Source organism: Kitasatospora sp. NPDC029312, assembly GCF_055569215.1.
Genome location: NZ_JBVHXY010000006.1, coordinates 122,480 through 144,726, shown reverse-complemented (window position 1 = coordinate 144,726; position 22,247 = coordinate 122,480). Strand labels below are relative to the sequence as shown.

Annotated in this window: 19 protein-coding genes and 4 pseudogenes; 8 read left to right on the top strand and 15 right to left on the bottom strand. The window is 72.0% G+C overall.

Going from position 1 to position 22,247, the window contains the following annotated elements; all coding sequences use genetic code 11:
• The first annotated feature begins 13 nt into the window (after window positions 1-13).
• From ACZ4WV_RS07910 to ACZ4WV_RS07895, 4 genes are all read left to right on the top strand, one after another.
• A complete protein-coding gene (locus ACZ4WV_RS07910; protein WP_465743939.1) occupies window positions 14-676 on the top strand; it encodes a hydrolase in 663 nt (220 codons plus the stop codon).
• Between the two features lie 38 nt (window positions 677-714).
• The gene (locus ACZ4WV_RS07905) at window positions 715-1,239 is read left to right on the top strand and encodes a DoxX family protein (protein WP_465744060.1); all 525 of its coding nucleotides are present in this window, start codon (window positions 715-717) and stop codon (window positions 1,237-1,239) included.
• Entirely contained in the window at window positions 1,220-1,945 is a 726-nt protein-coding gene (locus ACZ4WV_RS07900; protein WP_465743937.1) for a YoaK family protein, read from the top strand. Before ACZ4WV_RS07905 ends, ACZ4WV_RS07900 begins: the two co-directional genes overlap by 20 nt.
• 81 nt (window positions 1,946-2,026) lie before the next feature.
• Entirely contained in the window at window positions 2,027-2,950 is a 924-nt protein-coding gene (locus tag ACZ4WV_RS07895; protein WP_465743935.1) for a VOC family protein, read from the top strand.
• A gap of 106 nt (window positions 2,951-3,056) precedes the next feature.
• Here ACZ4WV_RS07895 and ACZ4WV_RS07890 read toward each other — a convergent pair whose 3' ends face one another.
• From ACZ4WV_RS07890 to ACZ4WV_RS07855, 8 genes and pseudogenes are all read right to left on the bottom strand, one after another.
• Entirely contained in the window at window positions 3,057-4,112 is a 1,056-nt protein-coding gene (locus ACZ4WV_RS07890) for a helix-turn-helix domain-containing protein (RefSeq protein ID WP_465743933.1), read from the bottom strand.
• A gap of 103 nt (window positions 4,113-4,215) precedes the next feature.
• Complete coding sequence (locus ACZ4WV_RS07885; protein ID WP_465743931.1) at window positions 4,216-5,208, bottom strand: alpha/beta hydrolase; 993 nt, start codon at window positions 5,206-5,208, stop codon at window positions 4,216-4,218.
• Window positions 5,209-5,407: 199 nt separating this feature from the next.
• Window positions 5,408-6,382 (bottom strand): AraC-like ligand-binding domain-containing protein, encoded by a 975-nt coding sequence (locus tag ACZ4WV_RS07880; protein WP_465743930.1) that lies wholly within the window; start codon window positions 6,380-6,382, stop codon window positions 5,408-5,410.
• Window positions 6,383-6,534: 152 nt separating this feature from the next.
• Window positions 6,535-9,261: an AAA family ATPase gene (locus ACZ4WV_RS07875; RefSeq protein WP_465743928.1), complete on the bottom strand. Its 2,727-nt coding sequence runs from the start codon at window positions 9,259-9,261 to the stop codon at window positions 6,535-6,537.
• Window positions 9,262-9,823: 562 nt separating this feature from the next.
• Window positions 9,824-10,077: pseudogene (locus ACZ4WV_RS07870) on the bottom strand (alpha/beta fold hydrolase); the annotation flags it as partial.
• 271 nt (window positions 10,078-10,348) lie between these two features.
• Window positions 10,349-11,083, bottom strand: a complete 735-nt coding sequence (locus tag ACZ4WV_RS07865; protein ID WP_465743926.1) for a site-specific integrase — start codon at window positions 11,081-11,083, stop codon at window positions 10,349-10,351.
• 101 nt (window positions 11,084-11,184) lie between these two features.
• A pseudogene (locus tag ACZ4WV_RS07860) lies at window positions 11,185-11,598 on the bottom strand (N-terminal phage integrase SAM-like domain-containing protein); the annotation flags it as partial.
• A 971-nt stretch (window positions 11,599-12,569) separates the two neighbouring features.
• Window positions 12,570-12,974: a tyrosine-type recombinase/integrase gene (locus ACZ4WV_RS07855; protein ID WP_465744058.1), complete on the bottom strand. Its 405-nt coding sequence runs from the start codon at window positions 12,972-12,974 to the stop codon at window positions 12,570-12,572.
• Between ACZ4WV_RS07855 and ACZ4WV_RS07850 the strand changes: the two genes are divergently transcribed.
• Window positions 12,951-13,736 carry a CU044_5270 family protein gene (locus ACZ4WV_RS07850; RefSeq protein WP_465743924.1) on the top strand — a complete coding sequence of 262 codons (786 nt, stop codon included), beginning with the start codon at window positions 12,951-12,953 and terminating at the stop codon, window positions 13,734-13,736. The genes ACZ4WV_RS07855 and ACZ4WV_RS07850 overlap by 24 nt on opposite strands.
• Before the next feature lie 1,268 nt (window positions 13,737-15,004).
• Here the strand turns inward: ACZ4WV_RS07850 and ACZ4WV_RS07845 are convergent.
• Both ACZ4WV_RS07845 and ACZ4WV_RS07840 read right to left on the bottom strand, forming a co-directional pair.
• The gene (locus tag ACZ4WV_RS07845; protein WP_465743922.1) at window positions 15,005-15,409 is read right to left on the bottom strand and encodes a MarR family winged helix-turn-helix transcriptional regulator; all 405 of its coding nucleotides are present in this window, start codon (window positions 15,407-15,409) and stop codon (window positions 15,005-15,007) included.
• 13 nt (window positions 15,410-15,422) lie between these two features.
• Window positions 15,423-16,268 (bottom strand): SDR family oxidoreductase, encoded by an 846-nt coding sequence (locus ACZ4WV_RS07840; RefSeq protein WP_465743920.1) that lies wholly within the window; start codon window positions 16,266-16,268, stop codon window positions 15,423-15,425.
• A 140-nt stretch (window positions 16,269-16,408) separates the two neighbouring features.
• Between ACZ4WV_RS07840 and ACZ4WV_RS07835 the strand changes: the two genes are divergently transcribed.
• Together ACZ4WV_RS07835 and ACZ4WV_RS07830 are read left to right on the top strand one after the other, a co-directional pair.
• On the top strand, window positions 16,409-16,906 hold the full coding sequence (locus tag ACZ4WV_RS07835) for a MarR family winged helix-turn-helix transcriptional regulator (protein WP_465743919.1): 498 nt from the start codon (window positions 16,409-16,411) through the stop codon (window positions 16,904-16,906).
• 209 nt (window positions 16,907-17,115) lie between these two features.
• Window positions 17,116-17,223: pseudogene (locus tag ACZ4WV_RS07830) on the top strand (MerR family transcriptional regulator); the annotation flags it as partial.
• Window positions 17,224-17,253: 30 nt separating this feature from the next.
• On the opposite strand, the gene ACZ4WV_RS07825 reads toward ACZ4WV_RS07830, so the two are convergent.
• From ACZ4WV_RS07825 to ACZ4WV_RS07810, 4 genes and pseudogenes are all read right to left on the bottom strand, one after another.
• A complete protein-coding gene (locus ACZ4WV_RS07825; protein ID WP_465743917.1) occupies window positions 17,254-17,418 on the bottom strand; it encodes a hypothetical protein in 165 nt (54 codons plus the stop codon).
• Entirely contained in the window at window positions 17,415-17,855 is a 441-nt protein-coding gene (locus tag ACZ4WV_RS07820) for a DEAD/DEAH box helicase family protein (protein ID WP_465743915.1), read from the bottom strand. The genes ACZ4WV_RS07825 and ACZ4WV_RS07820 overlap by 4 nt, the downstream gene beginning before the upstream one ends.
• A pseudogene (locus tag ACZ4WV_RS07815) lies at window positions 17,813-18,795 on the bottom strand (glycoside hydrolase family 15 protein); the annotation flags it as partial. The pseudogene ACZ4WV_RS07815 and the gene ACZ4WV_RS07820, both read right to left, overlap by 43 nt.
• A gap of 368 nt (window positions 18,796-19,163) precedes the next feature.
• Window positions 19,164-20,618, bottom strand: a complete 1,455-nt coding sequence (locus ACZ4WV_RS07810; RefSeq protein ID WP_465743913.1) for an amidase — start codon at window positions 20,616-20,618, stop codon at window positions 19,164-19,166.
• A 137-nt stretch (window positions 20,619-20,755) separates the two neighbouring features.
• Between ACZ4WV_RS07810 and ACZ4WV_RS07805 the strand changes: the two genes are divergently transcribed.
• Window positions 20,756-20,974 carry a hypothetical protein gene (locus tag ACZ4WV_RS07805; RefSeq protein ID WP_465743911.1) on the top strand — a complete coding sequence of 73 codons (219 nt, stop codon included), beginning with the start codon at window positions 20,756-20,758 and terminating at the stop codon, window positions 20,972-20,974.
• A gap of 384 nt (window positions 20,975-21,358) precedes the next feature.
• Here the strand turns inward: ACZ4WV_RS07805 and ACZ4WV_RS07800 are convergent, their stop codons facing one another.
• A complete protein-coding gene (locus tag ACZ4WV_RS07800) occupies window positions 21,359-22,207 on the bottom strand; it encodes a helix-turn-helix domain-containing protein (protein ID WP_465743909.1) in 849 nt (282 codons plus the stop codon).
• Window positions 22,208-22,247: the final 40 nt, after the last annotated feature.

Here is a 22,247-nt window from a genome sequence, read left to right as displayed (position 1 = left end):
AAGGACCATCGTCATGGTCGACTTCACCCAGGTCAGTGCCACCCCGAGCCCGGACCTGCTCACCCCGGACAACTCCGTGGTGCTGTTCGTGGACCACCAGCCGCAGATGTTCTTCGGCACCGGCAGCGGCGACCGCACCGCGATCATCAACGCCACCGTAGGCCTCGCCAAGGCCGCCCGGGCCTTCGACGTCCCCACCGTGCTGACCACCGTCGCCGCCGAGTCCTTCTCCGGCCCGCTGCTGCCGCAGCTCGCCGCGGTCTTCCCCAAGGCCGAGATCCTCGACCGCACCTCGATGAACGCCTGGGAGGACGAGGCGGTCGTCGAGGCGGTCAAGGCCACCGGCCGCGGCAAGGTCGTCATAGCTGGCCTGTGGACCGAGGTCTGCCTGGTCCTGCCCGTGCTGTCGATGATCGACCAGGGCTACGAGGTCTACGTCGTCACCGACGCCTCCGGCGGCGTCTCCCCGCAGGCCCACGAGCACGCCATCCAGCGGATGGTGCAGGCCGGCGCCGTGCCGGTCACCTGGGTGCAGGTGCTGCTGGAGCTCCAGCGCGACTGGGCCCGGACGGAGACCTACGGCGCCGTCATGGAGATCGTCAAGGAGCACGCCGGCGCGTACGGCCTCGGCGTCGTCTACGCGCAGTCCCTCATCGGCGAGCACGCCGCGGGCTGACGGGACTTCGGGAACACAGGGACCAGGAACAGGACATGATGGATACCGGACTGCTGATCCTCCGGGTGGTGGTGGGCCTGCTCATCGCCGGACACGGGATACAGAAGGTGAGCCACCGCCTGGGCGGCAACGGCCTGACGGGCGGGACGGCGGAGTTCCGACACGACGGGTTCCGCGGCGGGACGCTCACCGCCCTCGCCGCGGGCGCCGGCCAGATCGGTGCGGGCCTGTTCCTGGCCCTGGGCGCCCTCACACCGCTGGCGGCCATGGTCGCCATGGGCGTGATGACGGTGGCGCTCACGGTCAAGCTCCCGCACGGGCTCTGGGTGCAGAACGACGGCTACGAATACCCGCTCGTCCTGATCGTCGTCACCGGCTCGCTCGCCCTCACCGGCCCGGGACGCTGGTCCGCCGACCACGCCGCCGGCCTCACCTCCTGGCCGCTCTTGCTCTCGATCGCGTGCGTCGTGCTCGGCCCGGCCAGCGGACTGCTCACCCGCGCGGTCCTGCACCGACCGTCGGCACCCGGGGAGGCGACGGCCGGTGCGCGCCCTACTGACTGACGCCCTGCGGACCCTCGCCCCGCCGCGCACCGACCGGCACGGCCCGCTGCCGCCCCTGCTGCTCCTGCTGACCGTGGCTACCGGCGTGATCGACGCCGTGAGCTACCTCGGCCTCGGCCACGTGTTCGTGGCGAACATGACCGGCAACGTGGTCTTCCTCGGGTTCGCCCTCGCGGGCGCCCCGGGCCTGTCCGCCACGGCCTCGCTCGTCTCACTGGGCGCGTTCCTGACCGGAGCACTCGCCGGCGGACGGCTCGGCAGCCGGACACCGGCCCACCGAGGACGCCTGCTGGCCCTGGCCACCGGCATCCAGACGGTCCTCACAGCCGCGGCCGCCGTCACCGACGCCGTCACCGACGGCAGTGGCCGCTACGCCCTGATCGTCCTCCTGGGCCTGGGCATGGGCCTGCAGAACGCGGTGGCCCGCCGGCTCGGCGTGCCGGACCTGACCACCACCGTCCTCACCCTCACCCTGACCGGCCTCGCCGCCGACTCCACCGCGGCCGGCGGCACCGCACCCCGCCCCGGGCGCCGGATCCTCTCCGCACTCGCGATGCTGCTCGGCGGCCTCGCAGGCGCGGCGCTGATCCTGCACGGACAGCCCGTCACCGCCCTCGCCCTGGCCGCACTGCTGCTCCTGGCTACCGCGCTGACCGCCCACCGGGTCTCGGTGCCCGACGCCCACTGGGCCCCGCCAGTGGCCTGACACCCACCTCATTTGACGACCCTCACGCGCCCGGCCCCGCCCAGCGGGCGCCGGGCGCGGCGACGACCGGAAGGTCACAGGATGAAACGACACTTCGTCCGACGCGTGGTCCCGCTGGTGGTGGCGATCGCCGCACTGACCGCGATCCCCGCCGCCTCGGCGACCCAGAGCACCCCGGAGCAACAGCGGGGCTCACACGGGCAGTTCGCCGTCGGCCCGCAGTACGACACCACCCACGTTTACGTCGCGCCCGGCACCGAGCAGGCCTTCGCGGCCAGTTGGGTCTCCACCTTCGGCGGAACCACGATCGGGCCGAACGCCACCCAGGTGACCCCGACGCCCAGCCGAACGCTCTCCGAGCTGGTGCTGTCACCGGTCGGCACGCTGTCGGTGTTCGATTACACCACCCCCGTCCCGTACCCCTTCGGCACCGAACGCACCGGTTGGCTGGTGACCGACCTCGACCAGGCGGTCCGGGGCGCCCGGGCCGACGGCGCGGCCGTGACGGTCGCCCCGTTCGCCGACCCGATCGGCCGGGACGCCGTCGTCCAGTTCCCCGGCGGTATCAGCGCCCAGCTCTACGTGCACACCACCCCGCCGTCCTATCCCGACCTGGCGAGCGTGCCGGACAACCGGCTCTACCTGTCGCCGGACGCGGTCGGCAAGTTCCTGCGGAGCTACCTCTCCTTCACCGGGGGCCGCATCGTCTCCGACGACCGGAAGGCCGACGGCGCCGCGATCGGTCTGCCCGGCACGACCTACCGGCTCATGCGTCTCAGCTCCGGGTTCGGCACCACGACGGTCACCGTGACGGACGGCCACCTGCCCCACCCCTTCGGCCGGGAGCTCACCGGATACGGAGTGCCCGACCTCGGCGCCACCCTGGACCGGGCGAAGGCCGCCGGCGCGTCGGTGCTGTGGGGGCCGGTCACGGCGGGCGGCCGGGACAGCGCGCTGGTGCAGTTCCCGGGCGGCTACATCGCGGAGATCCACACCGACCGGTGACCGCGGATTGTCGGTGACTGGCGACTGGTGACTGCTCACCGGTTGCCGGGCGTCATGAGTCCGTGGGGCCGTCGGGCAGTGTGGTGCCCGACGGCCCCGCGACGGGTCACCTCGCGACGCCGAAACCGGACGGCGAGACGACGAGCGGGCCCGGCGTGGCGACCGGCCGCAGCAGCCGCGTGGTGCCCGGTGCCGTGCCCGATGCGGAGCCCGTTCGGACGCCCGCACGCCACTCGCGGGGGGAGACGCCGTACGCGGCCCGGAACGCCCGGCTGAAGTGGCTGGCGCTCACGAATCCCCAGCGGCCCGCGACCGCCGCCATGGTCGCCCGGCCCGCAGCGGGGCGGGCGAGCTCGCGGCGGCACATGTCGAGGCGCTGGCGCTGGATCCAGCGGGCCGCCGTCACCCCCTCGTGGCGGAAGAGCTTGTGCAGGTACCGCACGGACACGTGGTGGGCGGCCGCGATCCCTTCCGGCGAGAGGTCCGGGTCCCCCAGGTGGCGCAGGATGTGGTCCTTCACCCGGGCCAGCATGGCCAGCGCCGTCTCGGGAGCCTCAGGGACGAACCGGCCGCGGCGCTCGTGCGCGAGCACGGCGAGCAGGTCGAGCGCCGTGGTGGCGAGCCAGGACGCCAGCTGCGGCTCCATCGAGTCGGCCGACCGGGAGAGGCACTCCAGGTAGGCGGCCACCAGGCGGGCGGTGCCCCCGGTGGCGTCGAAGGCCGTCGCGGTGAGCACCCGCAGGTCCTCCTCGCGGACGCCCACCGCCGACCGCGGCCAGTGGAAGGCGGTGAAGAGGCCAGGCTCCGGCAGCTCCTTGGCGAACGGCCGCCCGGCGTCGGAGATCGCGAAGGTGCCCGGCCGCAGTGCCACCTGGCGGCCGTCCTGGTCCAGCCGGGCGGTACCGCGGTGCTGGAGCGCCAGCGTGAGGTGGTCCTCCCCGCCGCGGGCGATCAGCGCCGCGCTGCGCTCCACGCGCTGGGGGCCCGCCTGGACGAGGGAGACCTGTACGGCGCCCAGGCGGTGGCTGGTGATCGTCGCGGGGGCGGGCACGCTTTCGAGCAGCGCCACGTCGAGCGGGACGAAGGTGTGGGACAGGGCCTCGTGCCAGAACTCGGCGCGGTCGGCGGACGGCACCGCCGCGGTGTCGAGAACGACGGACATCAGTACTCCTCGGACGGCTTCCGGCCGGACCGGCGGGTCCGGCGCCACGGTGTCGGGCGGGTGGGCGCGGGAGCCCCTCCCGGTGGGACGGCTCCGGCGGGGCTCACCAGGAGCGGCGGTGCAGCGCGACGTGGACGGTGTCGACGGCCTGGATCAGCGCGGCCCGGGCGGTGCCGGTCGGGGCCGTCCCGTCGAGCAGCAGGAAGCCGTGCACGGCGCCCTGGTAACGCATCGCCACCACCGGCACCCCCGCGGCGCGGAGCCTGCCCGCGTAGGCCTCGCCCTCGTCCCGCAGCACGTCGGCCTCGGCGGTGACGACGAGCGCCGGGGGCAGGCCGGTGAGCTGCTCCGGCGAGGCCCGCAGGGGCGAGGCGGTCGCCTCCCTCCGCCGCTGCGGCTCGGGCAGGTAGTCGTCCCAGAAGCGGCGCATGTGCTCGCGGTGCAGGAAGTACCCCGTCGCGAACCGACGGTAGGAGGGGGTGTCGAAGTCCGCGTCGGTCACCGGGTACAGCAGCACCTGGTGCACCAGTCCCACGTCTCCGCGCTCGCGGGCCAGCAGCGTCAGGGCCGCCACCAGGTTGGCCCCCGCGGAGTCGCCCACGGCGGCCATCCGCCGCCCCTCCAGTCCGATCTCGTGGCCGTGCGCGCGGATCCAGCGGGCCACCGCGTAGCACTGCTCGACGGCGACCGGGTAACGAGCCGCAGGCGCCCTGGCGTAGTCGACGTACACCACGGCGGCGTCGGTGCCCAGCGCGAACTCCCGGACCAGTCGGCCGTAGCAGGCGGCGTCGCCCAGCGACCAGCCGAGGCCGGGGACGAAGAGCACGACGGGGCTCGGCTCGGCGGCGTCGACGGGTCTGGTCACCTGGACGCGCACCCGCCCGGTCGGCCCACAGGGCAGGGTGAACCACTGCGCCGTGGTGCCGTACGGGTCGTCCGGGGCGTCGGCCCGTTCTCCCTCCGGCATGTCCTCAGGGCTGAGGAGGGAGAGGTCTGGCAGTTCCGCCGCAGGCCGACCGGCCTGGGCGTCCAGGAACTCCTGGAGCGCCCGGTCGAGCACCGGTCGCCGGTCCGGCAGGGGGTTGATGTCGGGCAAGTCTTCGCTCCTGGCTTCGGTTCGATGGGCGCTGCGGCGCCCGGGTGCGCCCTGACCGGAACCGGTGTGCGTCGGGCCGGACGTCGAGCGCACCTCCCCGTGGTACGCCCACATCACTCGACCGTACTGCCGGGCCGGCGGCCTCGGTGGCCTGACCGCGCACGGAGATCCGTCCGTCGGTCTGCGGTCCGGCGGGCCGTCAGCCGCCGTCGTCGGTGCGCAGCGCGCGCCACTCGCGCGGCGGGACGCCGTACGCGGCTCGGAAGGCCCGGCTGAAGTGGGCCGGGTTGACGAAGCCCCACCGCTGCGCGACGGCCGACACCGTCGGCGCGGTGCGGCCGCGCCGGGCCAGCTCGCGGGCGCAGGCCTCCAGGCGGCGCTGCTGGATGAACCGGCTCACCGTCACTCCTTCGCCCTCGAAGATCCGGTGCAGGTACCGCACGGAGATGTGGTGGGCCTGCGCGATCCGTTCGGGCGTCAGCTCCGGATCGCCGAGGTGGTGGTCGATGTACTCCCGCGCCCGCCGGACCAGGTGCGCGTTCGGGCCCTCGTCCGTCCCATCCGCCGCCCCGGAGCGGGTGAGTTGGGCGACGAGCGCGCTGAGCAGGTCGGCGACGGTGCCGGCCAGCCGATCGCCGACCGGGGCGGAGTAGGAGTGCGCGGAGGCGGCGAGGCCGCCGAGGAACGACTGGAGCACCGGTCCACACCCCTCCCCGGGGCCGACGGCCGTCGCCGACACGTGCCGCAGGTCGCGCTCCGGCACTCCCAGCAGGCGGCGCGGCAGGTGGAACACGTGGGTGCGGAAGCGCTCCGGGTAGTCCACCGCGTACGGGCGCGCCGTGTCGTACAGGACGAGCCCGCCCGGCGGCACCTCCGCCCGGCGCCCGTCCTGTTCCAGTAGGGCCCGGCCCGACACCTGCACGCCCACACCGATCTGCGGCTCGCTGTGCGGCGTGCGCGAGATCAGCGCCGCAGTGCGGGAGAGCCGGGCCGCGTCGGCCTCCAGGGTGGAGATCCGCACGTACCCGAGGCGGTGAGACTCCAGGAGCCCGTCGAACGGCTGCCCGGTGTGCGGGCGCACCTCCACGGGCACCAGCGACCGCGACACCGCTCCGCTCCAGAAGGCCGCCTTGTCACGGTCCGCGACCGACGCCGTCGTCATCCGCAAGCTCATCTGACCGCCCTTCCGCCGGAGTCCTGCGCGCTCTCAGCGTGGCCCGCGGGCGCGGCGGGCCGGTAGGTCATCTGACTGTCGTCCTGGGACGGTGCGCCGGGAAGCCCGGCGGGGTGGCCGGGGCGAGCCGGTCGGGCAGGCGTTTCCCCGGGTCAGCCGCCGTCGAGGGCATGGGCGAGCGAGGCCCGCGTGGTGATGCCGAGTTTGGGGAAGATCTTGTAGAGGTGGGCCCCGACGGTACGGGGCGATAGCTGGAGCTGCCGGCCGATCTCCTTGTTGGTCAGCCCGGTCGCGGCCAGCCGGGCTATGCGCAGCTCCTGGCCGGTCAGCCCGGACGGGCCCGTGGCCGGTCCGTCCTGCGGCAGCGCCACGGAGTCTCCGGCGGCCCGCAGCTCCTCCTCGCACTGCGCCGCCCAGGGGGTGGCCCGCAGCCTGCGGAACACGTGGTGGGCCGCGCGCAACGTCTCCCTGGCCCCGGGCCGGTGGCGGCGGCGCAGCCACGCGCCGTGGGCGAGCCTCAGTCGGGCGAGGTCGAACGCCCACTGCTCGGCGCCCGGCACGGCGTACGCGGCGCGATAGGCGGCGTCGACCTCGTCGTCGTCCGCGGCCAGGGCGGTGGCGGCCGCGTACAGGAAGGCGTGGCGTCCGGAGACCTCGGCGGAGCGGGCCGCGGTTCCGGCTGCGAGGTGGTCCCGGGCCTCCTGGTGCCGTCCGGTGTGCACGGCGGCCGTCACCAGGTCGAGGAGCAGCGTGTGGTGCCAGGGCCGGCCGCCGGTCAGGCGTCCGGGCGGGGTGAGTTCGCAGAAGTGCGCGTACGCCTCCTCGTAGCGCCGGTGGGCGAGCGCGGCCAGGCCGCGCAGGTGGGTCAGGCGGTCCAGGACGTACCGCATCCGGGCGCGGGTGGCGATCGGCCGGATGGTCCGCTCGATCTCCCGCAGGCCGTCCTCGTCGCCCCGGCCGGCCAGGAAGTGGGCGTAGTACTGGCGGAACATCAGGCCGTTGGTGTGGTATCCGAGCTCGTCCGCCATCTCGGCCTCGCGTAGGCAGACGGCCGCCCGGTCCCAGTGGCCTAGCAGGTAGTCCTGGTGGGCCCTGGCCTTCGCGATCGAGCCCTGGGTGGCGTAGGTGTGCAGCCCGGAGAAACGCTGCCAGAGGTCACCGTCGGGGCAGTCGAGCGCCGAGGAGGTCCACAGCAGGAGCCAGGCGGCGCCGGCCTCCTGCTCCTCGGTCATGCCGTCGGCCATCGCCAGCAGGGCGGTGACCAGGTCCGGGCCCGGCTCGGTCCAGGCCCGCAGGCACAGCCGGCCCACCTCGGAGACGTGCTCCCGGTGCCGTTCCAGGGCGCGCCAGGCCCAGGGGTCGTCCGTGTACGTGGCGGCCAGGAGGAGCTTGAACCAGGCCTGTTCGATCAGCCCGCCGAAGGTGTCGGCGCCCGGCGCGGTCAGCGCGTCGAGGGCCGCGGGCAGCAGCGCGGCGGAGGACTCGAAGTCGACGTGGTGGCTCTGGTCGGCGTAGACCACCGCGTACGAGAACAGCGGGGAGATGTCCGTCGGGACGGTGCTGCTCTTCAGCTCCTCCACCAGGGCGGCGGTGTGGCGCAGTTGCCCGCCGTGGGCCGCCATCACCGCGGCCCGGGTGAGCCTGCGGACGCGGTCGCAGGAGCTGGGGCTGAGCACGGCGGCGCGTTCCAGCACAAGCGCGCCCTCCGCCGCGCCGCCTCGGTGGGCGAGGTCGTGGCTGGCCTGCTCGAGGCGGTGTGCGAGGTCCTCGTCGGGCAGCAGCGCGGCGGCGGCCTCGTGGGCCAGCCGCCGGGGGTCGCCGGGTGCGAGGGCGTCGGACAGTGCGCGGTGGGCCTCCCGGCGCGCGGTGTCGGAGGCGGCGGAGACGACGGCGGTGCGGACCAGGGGGTGCCGGAACACGAGCTGCCCGGCCGGGTCGAGCCGGGCCAGGCCGTCCGCCTCGATCCGTTCCAGGATCTCCCGGGCGTTCTCGTCCGCGAGGGCGCGCAGCCACTCGGCACTGCCGGAGTCCGGGCTGGCGGCCAGGGCGCCGAGCAGGAGGAGGCGGCCGACCTCCGGCGCCACCGTCCCCAGCCGTTCGGCGAACATCCGCTCCAGCTTCCGGCCCAGTGGCAGCCGCTCGGGCAGCGGAGCGGCTCCCCGCTGCTGGGCGGCGGCCAGCTGGCGTGGCAGTTCCACCAGCGCCAGCGGGTTCCCGGCGGCCTCGGTCAGCACGCGTTCTCTGGCGGGCGCCGCGAGTTCCGGGTAGTAGGTGCCCAGCAGCCGAGCCGCGTCCTCCCTGGGCAGGGCCGGGACCTCCACGGCCTCGGCCGACCAGGTCTGGGCGGCCGGTCCGTCCGGGCGGCTGGCGCCGACGATCACCGCCGGCAGCTCGGCGCACCGCCGGTGCAGGAAGGCGAAGACGGTCGCGCTGGAAGAGTCCGTCCAGTGCAGGTCGTCCAGGAGCAGCAGCACGGGCGCGGTCCGGACCGCCTCCTCCAGCAGGGCCAGCGCGGCGGCGCCGACCGCGAAGCCGTTCGGTGTCCCGGAGCGGACGCCGAAAGCGCTCTCCAGAGACTCCCGTTGATGGGCGGACAGGGCGGCGGAACGCTGGAGCGGCGACCAGAAGGCCTGGTGGAGGGCGCCGAACGCGAGGTCCGTCTCCGCCTCCGTGCCGACCGCGCGCAGGACGGTGAACCCGCGCTCGCGGGCCATCCGCTCCACCCAGGCCACCAGCGTGCTCTTGCCGACGCCGGCGTCGCCGCGCAGCAGGACGGTGGACCCACTCGCGCCGTCCACGGCCTGGACCAGCGCCGCGGTCAGCAGCTCCGTCTCCCACTGCCGCCCGACCAGGGCCGGAACCCGCCCGTCTTGCACCACTCTTGCCCCCGGGGCCGGTCCGTTCACTCCCAACCGCCCGAGTTTACTGCCCGTCGGATCCTCCCGGCGCGAGGGTGGGAGCGCCCGACAGTCGGTGTACGACGCACCCGGCGCCGGAGCCGGAGCCGGGCGGCGGCCTCCTGCCCGGACCCGGTGACGTTCGAGGAACCCCGCAGAAGGCTGCTCCACACCGCCGAGGCCAGGGCCTCCGTGAGGTCGGCTCAAGCCGCCAGCCACAGTCCGTGCCCGGGAGATCGGACCCAGCGGGCCGAGGCCGCTGGGATGCGGGTTCTGCAGACCGTGGGCGGGCAGTACCGGGCGCAGGCCGGTTACGGCTGGCGAGGCCCGGCCGGCGCCCTGGCCCTGTCGACGGAGACGCCGGGGTCGACGCCAGCAGGTACGAGTTCACCCTCGGCATCACGTGGAACGGCGCCCGTAGCGGGCTGATCCCCGACCACTCGATCGTCGTCAAGGAGATCCGGTAGCAGCCGCGCGGGCGCGGTGCGCCGGGGACGCCACGCGAGCCGTCTCCGCACCGGCTCCGGGCAACGCGACGCCCCGGCTACTTCGCGAGGAAGGCCAGCAGCGCCTGGTTCACCTCCTCGACGGGGCTCACAGCCGGCCGTGCGGCGCGCCCTCGATCTCCGCGTACTCGGCGGAGGGCAGCGCGCGGTGGAACGGCCAGCCGGTGCTATCGACGGGCAGTATGCGGTCACCCGTCCCGTGCAGGATCAGGGCCGGTACGTCGATGCGCGAGATGTCGGCCCGGAAATCGGTGTACCAGGTGGACGGCGCGGCCGCGGCGGCGCAGGAGCCCCTGGATCTGTCCACGAGAACCGGCTCTGGTTCACCATCTGCGGTCGGTCGCGGTGAGTGATCGGGGATCAGCGTCGCGCCTTGTTCCCTGTCACGGAGCGGTCCGGCCGACATCGCCGAGCACATGGGAGGGCAGCCCGGTGCGCAGAAGGTCGAAGGAGTCCAGAACACTGCCGTCGGCGGCCGGGTCGGGCCACCGGCCCGCCCTCCCGGAGACCGCGGTCAGGCGCAGCTGCGCCTGACCGGCGAAGGTCTCGGGTCGTGGCTGCCGCTACGCCGCGAGCGGCAGGTCGTCGTCGCCTCGGGGGACGGCTCGGAGCCGGTCTGTCTGGGCTTGGTCGAGTGCTCGGGCGAGGGCGTTGACGGCCTGGTCGGCGGAGTCCTTGAAGAGGTGGCCGTAGAGGTTGATCGTGGTCGCGAGGGTGGCGTGGCGCAGGGTCTTGGAGACGATTGCGATGGGGATGCCTTCGGCGATCATGATGCTGGCCGCGGTGTGGCGCAGGTCGTGCAGTCCGATCCGGGGGAGTCCGAGTTCGGCGGTGCGTTTGCGGAGCTGGTCGAGGACCCATTGGGGCCGCAGGGGTGATCCGTCCGTGTGGGCGAAGACCAGGCCCTCCAGTCGGCTCTCGGGGTGGGCGGTCATCTGGAGGTCGGCCTGGCGGTGGAGGGCGGTCATGACTCTGGGGGAGAGGCTGATCCAGGCGCGGCTGGCCTCGGTCTTGGGCTGGTTGAAGTGGAGGTCGCCGTTGTCCACGGCGGACAGGGTCCAGCGGACGAACAGCTTGCGGTCCATGAGGTGGACGTCCGACCAGTGCAGGGCGAGGACCTCACCGCGGCGCATGCCGGTGCCGAGCAGGACCTCGAACAGGTCGGCCAGCTGGTCGGCGTATTGCTCGGCGTTGTGCCGCAGAACGCCGCGGCTTCCTTCGGGGTCCAGCAGGTGCGCTCCTCGGCGCGGGGCTTGCGCGGCACGCAGTGCTCGGCCGGGTTGAACTTCAGCCGCCACGACCGCACCGCGTGGTTCAGCGCGTTGCGCAGCGTCGAGACGACCCGGTATAGCGTGACCCGGCCCCGGCCGGCCTTGCGCTGCGCGGCCATCCAGTCCTCGATCTGCTTCGGCCGCAGGTCCAGCAGCCGGCACCGCCCGAACGCAGGGATCAGGTCCCGCTCCACGTAGGCCTTGTAGCCGGCGTAGGTGTTCGCGGTGAGTTCTTCCTTCCGCGTGGCCAGCCACTCCCGCAGGTAGTCCGCCACGGTGGTGCGACGCTCCTCGTACGCCCCGCTCAGCTCACCCTCCAGCACCGCCGTCAGCTCCTGCGCCGCCTCGGCCTCGGCCGCGAACCCGCCACGACGCCGGGTGCGCCGTCTGCCGTCCTGCGGCGCCAGATCGACGCAGTACGTCCACGACCCGTGCTCCGCCTCCTCCAGCAACCGCACACACCACGCACCCAACTGCCGCCCGCCCTCGTCCCGGCACCCACACCGCCGGTACACCCTGCCCCGCTGCGCACGCTGTCCCATGAACTTCCCCTTCTCCCAGACTGGATGGTGAATCTGGGGCAAGAGTGGCTGCTGTGTCGGGTGTGGCGGCAGAGCGCGTTGGGCGGTGCGCGAAGCACTCAGAACCGGATGGCGAGGACACGCACGAGACGACACACCGTCCGGAAGATCACTATCCGTATCCAGTGGGTAGTCGACCCTGATCCGACCGGACCGCCTCGTCTGGCCAGGGGCAATGCACGACGGGCTGCCGCGGTCGGCAGAAGAGTTCTGCTGAGGGGTCGACAGATGGCTGTCACTCGCGGTGACGAAGGCGGGGCCGGGAGCCTGGGGACCATTTGGGGACCAGTTTGGGATCACGCCTGATGGGCGCCCATGAGTGCCCGTGGGCGCTTACGGACATCTATGTACGAACTTGAACCCGGCTGGGCATCGGCCAGGTTCGGGCTCTGTCACCTTGAACTTTCACCGAGCGCCTCAACTTCCCGTTTCTTCAAGTGAGTTGAGCAGAGAAAAAGCCGAGGCCTTGAGGCCTCGGCTGCCGACACTAGTTGAACCCCTGGGGGTCAAGGGGTCGCAGGTTCAAATCCTGTCGTCCCGACCAGCGTTTACGCAGGTCGGAAGCCACTTCTATCAAAACGATAGGAGTGGCTTTTTCCTTTGGTGGTCGCAATGTGGTCGTGAACGCTCGTTCACACCACTTCGCTGAGCGCGTTTCCGCAGGCCTGGCCCCTCCGACCTGGTCGTGACGGGGCATTGATTCATTCATCTGGGAATCCGCGTGCCGTCGATCGCGGGCTGGTCGCCTCTTCGGCGCGGAAATGGGCCAGAATTCGCGGGAAATGGGCATGCCGACAGAACCTGCGGCGTCATCTGTTTCGACGGGCCGCACGGTTATCGGGTGTCAGCTATGAGCCGGGAGTTCCGGTTGCTTGTCGGTCCTGGTGGTCGGAGCGGCCAGGAGCGCCGAGCCGCCTGCAGCGGTGGGGCCGTCAGGCCGCGTGCCCGAACGGCGGGTTCGGCAAGCCGACGTCGTGGGCGGGGGCGTCCGGGTCGTGCCGGGTGCGGGCTTCGACGAGGTGGAGCCTGGCTTCGATGGTGTTCACGGCGGCTCTGGCGACGTCCCGGGTCAGGTGGCTGTAGATGTTCGCGGTGGTCGACAGCGTGGAGTGCCGCAGGGTCTTGGAGTTGACGGCCATGGAGACGTCCTCCAAGGCGAGGGTGGCGGCGAGGTGTCGCAGGTCGTGGATGGTCACGTGGGGCAGCGCGGCCTGTTCGCGCAGCTCGTGGAAGCGCCGGCGGACAGCGGCCGGGTGGAGGGGCTGGCCGTCGGGGCCCTGGAAGACGTGGCTTCGTCGGCGCCACCGTCGTCCATGCCCCTGCCGGAGCCGACCGATCCCGCTGAACGGCTCAGCCGCGCCGCGAAGGCCAGCGCCGGCCGTCCGGCTCCCGGGGCCGGGAACGCGCAGTTCGTGTACTCGCGGGAGATCCTGGACGGCGCCCGCGAGTCCAGGCACGAGCGCTCCTCGTGGTTCTCGGTCGACGGCAAATCCGACGGTCTGATCGTGGACCCGACCATGGGCGACGGACGCACCACCTGGCCCGCCCCGTTGTCGGACCGGCCCGGGGGCCACCTGACGGCCGGCTTCGACGACCCGACCTACGCGTTCGTCTCCCAACTGCCCCCCGACCCGCAGCAGCTCCTCCAGCAGTTGCTCTCCGCCGACCGATCCAAGGCGGTGGCGGGGACGCCGATGACGCCGAAGCTGCGCAACCAGATCGCCTTCGGGGACATCCAGATGATCTTCCAGAACGTCTCCGCGCCGCCCGCCGTCGCGGGCGCGCTCATGCAGGTGGCCGCGAGGATCCCGGGCACCGCTGTGGTCGCGGACGAGGTCGACGCGACCGGCCGGCACGGCGTCGCGGTGGTCGGCACCAACGGCACCATGCGGGTGTCCCTGATCTTCGCCAAGGACACCGGCGAGTTCCTCGGCCTACGCGAAGTCCTGTTCTCGGACCTCCCGCCCGGCGGCCCCGACGGCCTCCCGCCCACCGGCACCCCGTCGCCGGGTTTGGGAGATGGCAAGGGGTATGAGTACGCCACGGCCGTTCTCGCCTCCGGCATCTCCGACCGCCCCGGCGATGAACCCAAGGGCTGACCCTCGCGCCAGTGCCCTGGGGGACGGATCGAAGCGCTCCCCAGGGCAGGGCCAAGGCACCCGGAAGACCTACGGAGCAACCACAGCGGCCGGACCACCACCTGCGAGGAGTGCCACCGGGCTGCTACGGCCACCACCTGCCACCGGCGACGACCCGGCGATCCGGGAGCCCCGGCAACGTGGTGACAACCGGCTCCCACAGCACCCCGCCGACGCCGCCCGGATCCTCACCGACGCCCACCGCCTGCGCACCGCCGGCACCGAAACGGCCGAAGCCCGGGTCAGAGAACACCTGGCCGCCGCCCGCTGGGCTCCCGGCCGCTGGCAGGCCGTCCTCAACAGCACGCGCAGCAGCTCGCCGGCGATGCGCCGCCTGGTCCAGGAGGCCGATGCCCTCCCGCGTCCCGCCCCGAAACCGCGGAAGCCGCAGCCCCCGAACCGGCCCACCCACCACGCAGCCTCCACCTGGCGCCACGTCCCGCAACTCCTGCCCGCATGCTGTCACTCGTGTCGAACACCGAACCCCCCGAAGGTCGCTCGTCCGTCCCGGCCTCGCCCGTCGGCACCGTTCGCGCGCATCCACGTTACGCAGACCCGGCACCCGTCAGCGGCCGGGCGTTGCGCTCGGCCGGGTGCCGGTCAGGTCTCTCATCAGCGGTCACACGGTGCTCCGAGCCCGGTGACACCACCCCCTGGGTCATGCGATCGACAGGGGGCAACAGTCATGCCGGACCCGGAGGCCAGGAGCCCCGTTTCAGGGCCACGAAAAAGGTAACGGGGCAGGCCTCCGGGCCCTACTGGCGGCCAAGACCGCCGTCCGCCCCGCGCCTGAACGGCGTGCCGATCCGCACCTGAGTGGTGCGATCCACACCTGGGGGCGGCGGGCTGGAGCCCCGACAGCATTTCCGCAAGCAAGGCATAGCGCCACGGTCTCTGCGCACAGGGCAGGCTGGTGAGCGTTCCAGTGGGGCGGAGGGCGGGTTCCGGGAGATCTCAGCGAGCCGACTACAGCTGCCAGGCGGCCCCGCATTGAGCCTGCGTACAGGCCCGCTGCCGCCCGGCCTGCGGGAGGAGGCCGTCTTCACGGCCCCTCCTGCTCGGCCGGAGCCGTCGGATGGGACCTTCTCGTCGGCATGTCGTGCCAGCCGCTCGTGGACCTGCCGGTGACGGGTGCCCGCGCCATCCGCCGGGAGCGGTACGGCGCCGGTCGGCGAGGCTCGCGACCATTTCCGGCGCCGGCGCCGGCGCCGGCGGCTTCGGAGTTCGGATCAGTGGGTTTCGAGGTTGACGGTCATCCGTTCGAGGACGCTGACCGCCGCGTGGTACTCCGCGACGGTGATGCCAGTGGTGGACAGCTCACGGAAGGCGCCCACGCGCTCCTCGACAGTGGCGAGGCGCTGTCGGCCGTCGGGTGTGAGGGCGAGCCGGTCGGGTGTCGGGCGGGTCACCCAGCCGTCCGTGAGGACGGTGTCGATGGCGGCGGTCAGTGTGCGGGCGTCGGCGTTGGCCGCGAGGACGGAGTGGATGTCGCTCTCGCCGACGTCCGGGGCGTCGCGGACGACGTTGAGGACCTGCCAGGCGGTGCGGGTGAGGCCGAACTCGGCGAGCAGGCCGTTCATGTACTGCGTGAGGGCTCGGTCGGTGCGGTTGAGCCAGTAGCCGATGGGCTTCATGGTGATGCTCCCTTCAGCGCGCGACGAAGGCGGCGGAGTTCTCGGACGCCCACTGCCTGAAGCTGCGGGAGGGTTGGCCGAGCAGGGTTTCGGTGGTGTGCGCGATGGTGGCGGGACCGGCGGTCGCGGCGGCCCAGAGGGCGAGCAGGGAGCCGACCATCGGAGCCGGCATGAACCGTCCCATCTGCCGCTCGGCTTCCTCGTGGCTGATCGTCTCGACGGGGATGTCGCGGCCGAGGATGTCGGACAGGATGGCGAGCTGCTCGCGGAAGGTGAGCGACTGTGCTCCGGTCAGCGTGACGGCGCGGCCTTTGAGGGAGGTTCCGGTGAGCGCCTCGACCGCGATGTCGGCGATGTCGTCCGGGTGGATGGGCGCGGTGTGCGCGTGCGGGTAGGCGAGTTCGACTGGCAGGTTCCGGCTGATCGGGTGCGCCCAGCCCAGGGCATTGCTGGCGAAGGCGTCCGGGCGCAGGAGGGTGACGCAGGGCGGGCCGGCGGTGGTGAGGGCGCGCTCGACCCGGAGGCTGTGCGAGGCCAGCGGGTCGGTCTCGGCGTCGGTACCCAGGACGGACGCGGAGGAGAGCAGGACGATGTGCTCGACGCCGGCGGTGCGGGCGGTTTCGAGGAAGGCGTCGATGCCCTCGGGCTCGGGGTAGAGGAAGACCTGGTGCACGCCGTCGAGCGCGGCCGGGAAGGTGCCGGGCCGGTCGAGTACCAGCTCGGTGATCTCGACGTTCGCGGGGGCGGTCAGCTCGCCTGGGTTGGCGCTGGCGGCGCGGACCGGCAGGCCTGCGGCGTGCAGGCGGCTGGTGACGGCTCGGCCGACCTTGCCGCGGGCGCCGGTGATGAGGATGCTCATTGGTGTTCCCCCTGGGGTTGATGGGCTGTGAGAGCTGTGCTCATCGAGCCATCGCCGCTCAAGCACATATGCATGCTGTCATGCACATAATTTCATGTCAACACATGTTTTCCCAGTGTCATGGACTTAGACTGGGACACATGACGACGAACGGGCCGCAGACGGCCGAGGACCTGCTGAACGCTGTCGGCCCAGCGTTCTCGAAGCTGCGCCGCACCTCGCTGCTGGAGGTCGCGAACCCCATCTCGGCCAAGGACCTGAGTCGGACACTGGTCCTGAACATCGTTCAGGAGCACACGCGTGACTGCGCATCGGAGATCACCGTAGGCGCGGTGGCCGAGCTACTGGGGGTGGACCCGTCAGTGGCCAGTCGGATGGTCAGCGACAACATCAAGGCCGGTTACCTGATCCGGACCGCCTCGCAGCATGATGGCCGCCGCACGGTCCTGCGGCTCAGTCCGGAGGGCGCCGAACTCATGAGTCGCCTCAGGAGCCACCAACGCGAGGCGTTCGACTACATCACCGCCGACTGGGCCGACCAGGATCGCCTGGAATTCGCCCGCCTCATGCTCAAGTACGTCGACTCGCTGGCCCGGCTCCGAGACCGCCGCCCGGCAGACGACGCAAAGCGCCCCTGAGCCGAGGCGAGACGAGACCTTGCGCGCGAAACGATCACCAGCTGCCGGACAACTCGCTGACTCATCGACACCGTCCCGACCGAGGAACCGCACGCTGAGGTGGACTTGCAGCGGCAGGTAGCGCGCCGAGTCACACGTGACCTTCGAGTCGGGTCGAAGGTCTATGCTCGGCGGCGTGACGAGCTACCGCGTCTCGGGCTCGCCGAACGCTGCGGCCGGTTCCGGCGACGACACTGCGCTTCTACGAGTGCGCCGGACTACTGAAGGCCGAACGGGCGCGGCCGGGTACCGGCTGGCTGTACGGCCAGGAGGCGGTGGAGCGGCTGGAGCGCAGCCCCTCCGCGAAGCTACTGGCTGAGGTCCCTGAGCGTGGCCGTCATGGACACACGGCGCCGGGCCGGGACGAGCCCGTCGTCGTGGATCTGCGCCCAGCTGTTGCCGTCCGCGCGGTGGAGTCCGTCGGTGATGACGAGATCCCAGGTGCTGGCCCTGACACGATGGGCGGCGATCACGGCGTGCAGGCTCTGGTAGGTGCACACAGCGGTGAGCCGTCGCCCTGCTGCCATGCGGTCGGCCAGTTCAACGGGGTCGCTGACGACGCGGGCGCGGACGCCGCTGGTGTCGTGAACCGGTCGACTATGCCTGGTTCGGAGCAGACTGCGAGGACCTCGCCGAGGGCATCGGGGCCGAAGGCCCACAGCCACTGGTCGAGGGTCTGGGCGACCAGATCCAGCGTCGGTACGGCAATCAGCACGCTGCCGGTGCGCGGGTTCACCACCTCCTGGGAGATGGCGCCGGCGGTCACAGTCTTGCCGGAGCCGCAGGCCATCAGGATGACGATCCGTGAGACCTCGGCCAGCTTCTTGCAGGCGTTGTCCACGGCCTCGTCCTGCTCCGGCCACAGCGTCAGACCGGCGAAGGCGTGGCGATTGGCGAGGAGGGAAAACATGGCAGTCCTGCGGTAGGGATTTGGGCGGTGTGGAACGGCCAGGGCAGCGCCGTGCGCCGGGAATGCGGGTAGGTGGCCAGGCGGACGGCCGCGTCCGCCATGCTCCAGTGGGAGAATCCCTGGGGGTAGTTCCCGAGCTGCCGTCCGGCGCGCGGGTCATACTCCTCGGCGAGGAGCCCGAGACTGCTGCTCAGGGTGAGCAGCCGGTCGAACAGCTCGCGGGCTTCGACAGGCCGGCCGATGACGGCAAGACTCTCGGCCAGCCAGAACGAGCAGGCCAGGAAGGTGCCCTCGTGGCCGGCGAGCCCGTCCACGTTGCCGCCGGGGTCTTCGCGGGTGGCGTAGCGCAGCACCGGTCCGTGCTCGGTGAGTTCACGCTGGACGGCTTCGACGGTGCGGATGAGGCGTTTGTCGTCCGGCGGGAGGAAGCCGACGAGCGGCAGGAGCAGCAGGGAGGCGTCAAGGGTCCGGCCGCCGTAGAACTGGGTGAAGGTGCCGCGCTCGGGGTCGAGGCCGTGAGTGCAGACGTCGGTGTGGATCTCCTCGCGCAGGCGGGCGAGGCGGACGAGGACGGCGGGATCGGCGGTGCTCCGGCGTTCCAGCAGCCGCAGTTGTCGACCAGCCATCTGCGCCACTGGCGGGCCTCGTCGAGGAAGCCGAGCCGCACCAGGGCGGGGATGGTCAGTGCGCTGTCGCGGAGCCAGACGTACCGGTAGTCCCAGTTCCATTCGCCGCCGATCTGCTCGGGCAGGGAGGTGGTGGGCGCGGCGACGACGCCGCCGCCGGGGTGGCAGAGCGCCTTGAGGGTGAGGGCGGAGCGCAGCGCGGCCTTGTGGCCCGGGCCGCGGTAGGTGCAGCCGGCCGCCCACTGCTCCCAGAACTCGGTGGTGGCGTCGAGCTCGGCGAAGGCGTCGGGCGGGATGGGAGAGCGGTGGTGGGAGGGCTGGCCGGGCCGTCGTGGAGCCCTCCCCGGACGGCAGCAACCGCCCGGGAACGGAGGTGGCCTCCGCCCCTTCCCAGGCGGAGGCCACCTCCGTTCCCCGACAGCGCTTTCCGTCCTCACCTGCGAGAACACCATCTCCTGGCGCGAGCCGACATCAAAGACCAAACGCCAGATTCCGGGATGAAACACCAGGATAAAACGACCTCTAACCTCGGGCAGGCGGCGTTGCAGGAAGGGTGGGATCACCCCGCTCGACGGTCGCGGTTCCAACTGGCAGCGCTGGCAGGCCGTCGCGGCAACATCGGTGTCCCCGGCCGTTGGCACCCCCGGTCGCCTGCCTGGTCAGGTCTGCGGTCAGCCGCCGGTCAGCGGATGAGTGGCGGGCGTCGGTTGCGGACCGGGCTGACTGATTCGAGGGCGGCGCCGAGGCGTAGCACGGTGCCTTCGTCGTACCAGCGGGAGACGAGTTGGATGCCGATGGGAAGGCCGGTGGAGGTGGCGTTGAAGGGGAGGGAAAGGGCGGGCAGGCCGGTGAGGTTGAACGGGACGGTGGCGCGCATGATGCCGCGCGCGGGAACGGTCACCCCGTCGATCTCGAAGGTGGAGCGGGCGAATGGCGGGGCGGGGATGGGGCAGACCGGGCACAGGAGGGCGTCGTACCGCTCGAAGTAGCCGGCGAAGAGGGAACTGAGCGCGTCGACCTGGTGTTGTGCGTGGATGTAGTCGGCCACCGGCACCTGGGGCGCGCCAAGCGTACGGCGGATCGCCCAGTGCAGTTCGGACTCATGGCCGACGACGATCCGCCGGAGGTAGGGAATGACCTCCGCGGTGAACAACACGGCACTCAACTCCGTCGCGTCGATGGCCTCCAGAGCCGTGAGCGGGGCCGGTTCGACGGTGCAGCCCAGTTCCCGCAGTGCTTCGGCGGCGGCTGTGACGGCGGTTGTCACCTCGCGGTCGACCGGGCCGAACACGGGGTCGCAGGCCCAGCCCACCCGCAGCCCGGCGAGTGACGAAGGGCCGTCGGCGGTGGCGTTCAGCGGTGGTGAATGCCGTACGTGGCCGTCGACGCCGTCCGGTCCGCAGAGCACTTTGAGAGCCGTGGCGATGTCCCGTACGGTGCGGGCCATCGGTCCGACGTGCCAGTAGCGGCTGGGGACTTCGGGCCAGTGGCCGGTGACGGGGATCCGTCCGCGGGTTGCCTTCAGGGCGGCGATCCCGGTGTCGTGGGCGGGGCCGCGCACCGAGATGGCCACGTCGCTGCCCAGGCCCAGGGGCGACATCCCGGCGGCGATCGCCGCCGATTCGCCGCCGCTCGACCCGCCGGGGGTCCGTTCAAGGTGCCAGGGGTTGCGGGTGAGGCCGAAGAGCGCGTTGTCGGTCTCGGTCCAGTAGGAGAACTCCGGGAGGTTGGTCTTGGCCAGCGGTATCCCGCCGGCTGCCCGCAGTCTTGCCACCGATGTGGCGTCAGTTTTGGGAAGACGGTCCCGGAAGAGCGCCGAGCCTCGGGTGGTGATGGCTCCCGCGACGTCCAGTGAGTCCTTGACGGTGAACGGGACGCCATGCAGCGGTCCGACGTGCTCTCCGGCCGCCACGGCGGCGTCCGCGTCCCGGGCCGCCGCGAGCCCCTGCTCGGCGAGTAGAGTCACCACCGCGTTGAGCTTTGGGTCGACCGCCTCGATTCGTTCCAGGTGCGATCGCATGACCTCCACCGCGGACACCCGTCGCGTGCGGACCAGCGCCGCCAGCGCGGTCGCGTCCAGATAGTAGAGCTCGTCCCCGCCCATCGCACACCTCTTCCAACCCTCGTGGAACGCCATCCTGCAACTGTCTCCGCCGCTGCCGGAGGCTGTCACGCGCGGTACCGGACGGTGAGCGCCGCCGACGAGCGGGTACAGGCGTCGAGAGAGGCGCCGACGAGCGTCCGGTGCCCGCCTTCGAGCAGACGAGGTGTCCCATGTCCGAGTCCAAGCACGAGCCGGTGGCGACATTCTGCGGGAACTGCAACTGCGGCTGCCCGCAGTTGTTCGTCGACCATGATGCGCCGCAGGAGCGCCGGATCCGGATCACCGACGACTTCGGCCAGCAGATTCAGATGAGCGCCGAGCAGTTCCGGGACCTGATCGCCCAGGCCAGGTCCGGCTCCCTCGACCAGGCCGCATCCGTCGTGGGCTGACCGCCGCCGCGCCCCACCCGGGACGCAGGCGCGCCGATCACCGCGCCTCGGCGCGGGCTGCGAAGCCAACTCCCTGCTGGGCACTCGTCCGATCGCCGCGCGGCCGGTCGGGGCTGCGGAGCGTCCGTCTTGGGGTTGACGTCAGAACAGGGTGTCCTGCGGCGCGGCCGTCACCTGTGTGGTTCGCACGATGCGCCCCGGGGCGGTGGCGATCTTCTGCTCGTCACGCATCCGGGTGAGGGCAGGTCGGTCAGCTGGTCCGCGTACTGCTCGGCACAGTGGCGCAGGAAGGCGGCTGTCTCGTCGGGGGTCCAACAGGTGCGCTCTGCGGGCGAAGCCGACCGGGGCACCGTCGCCGTCGATCTGCGGTGTTCTGTCGGTTGATCAGCGGTGGGACCGGGGATCGGGCTGACGCCGGGTGGCATGGATGGAACCGAGCAGATTGAGGGACTGGGCGCTGGGGCTGCCTGGTTCCGCGTGGTAGATGACGAGCTGCTGTCCGGGGGCGTCGCGTACGTCGAAAGCCTGGTAGGGGAGGGTGAGGGGGCCGACGTCCGGATGGAGGAATCGTTTGGCGTCCTGGGTTTTGCCGCGCACGATGTGGGCGTTCCACAGGCGGGCGAAGTCCGCGCTGTGCTCAGTGAGGGTGCGGACGAGGTCGCGCAGCCGTGGGTTGTCCGGGTCGAATCCGGTTGCCTCGCGAAGGTTGGCGACGGTGGCCTGTGCTGCCCGGTCCCAGTCCGCGTAGAAGGTGCGGCCCGCGGGGTCGAGGAAAGTCATGCGGGCCAAGTTGTCCGCCAGCTCGAACGGGGCGTAGAGGGCCTCGGCCAGGGCGTTGACGGCGAGGAGGTCCAGCGTCCGGCTCATGACGAACGCCGGAGTGTTCGGGTAGCCGTCCATCAGCTGTCGCAGCGCCGGGCTGACCCGCTCGGCGGCGTGGACGGTGGGCCGGTCGTTCGGCGTGGCCCCGGCCAGTCGGTACAAGTGCGCGCGGGCGTCCACGTCGAGCCGCAGCGCGCGGCTGAGCGCGTCGAGCACCTGGGGTGAGGGGTTGCGCTCGCGGCCTTGTTCCAGGCGGGTGTAGTAGTCGGCGTTCACTCCCGCCAGGACGGCGACCTCCTCGCGGCGCAGTCCGGCGACTCTGCGGGCCCCATAGCTGGCCATGCCGACGTCCTCCGGCCGCAGGCCGGCACGGCGTGTGCGCAGGAAGTCTCCCAGGTGGTTGTCGTCCATGGGTTCAGGCTAGGTGGCGGCCCGGTGCGCTGCCTGGGTG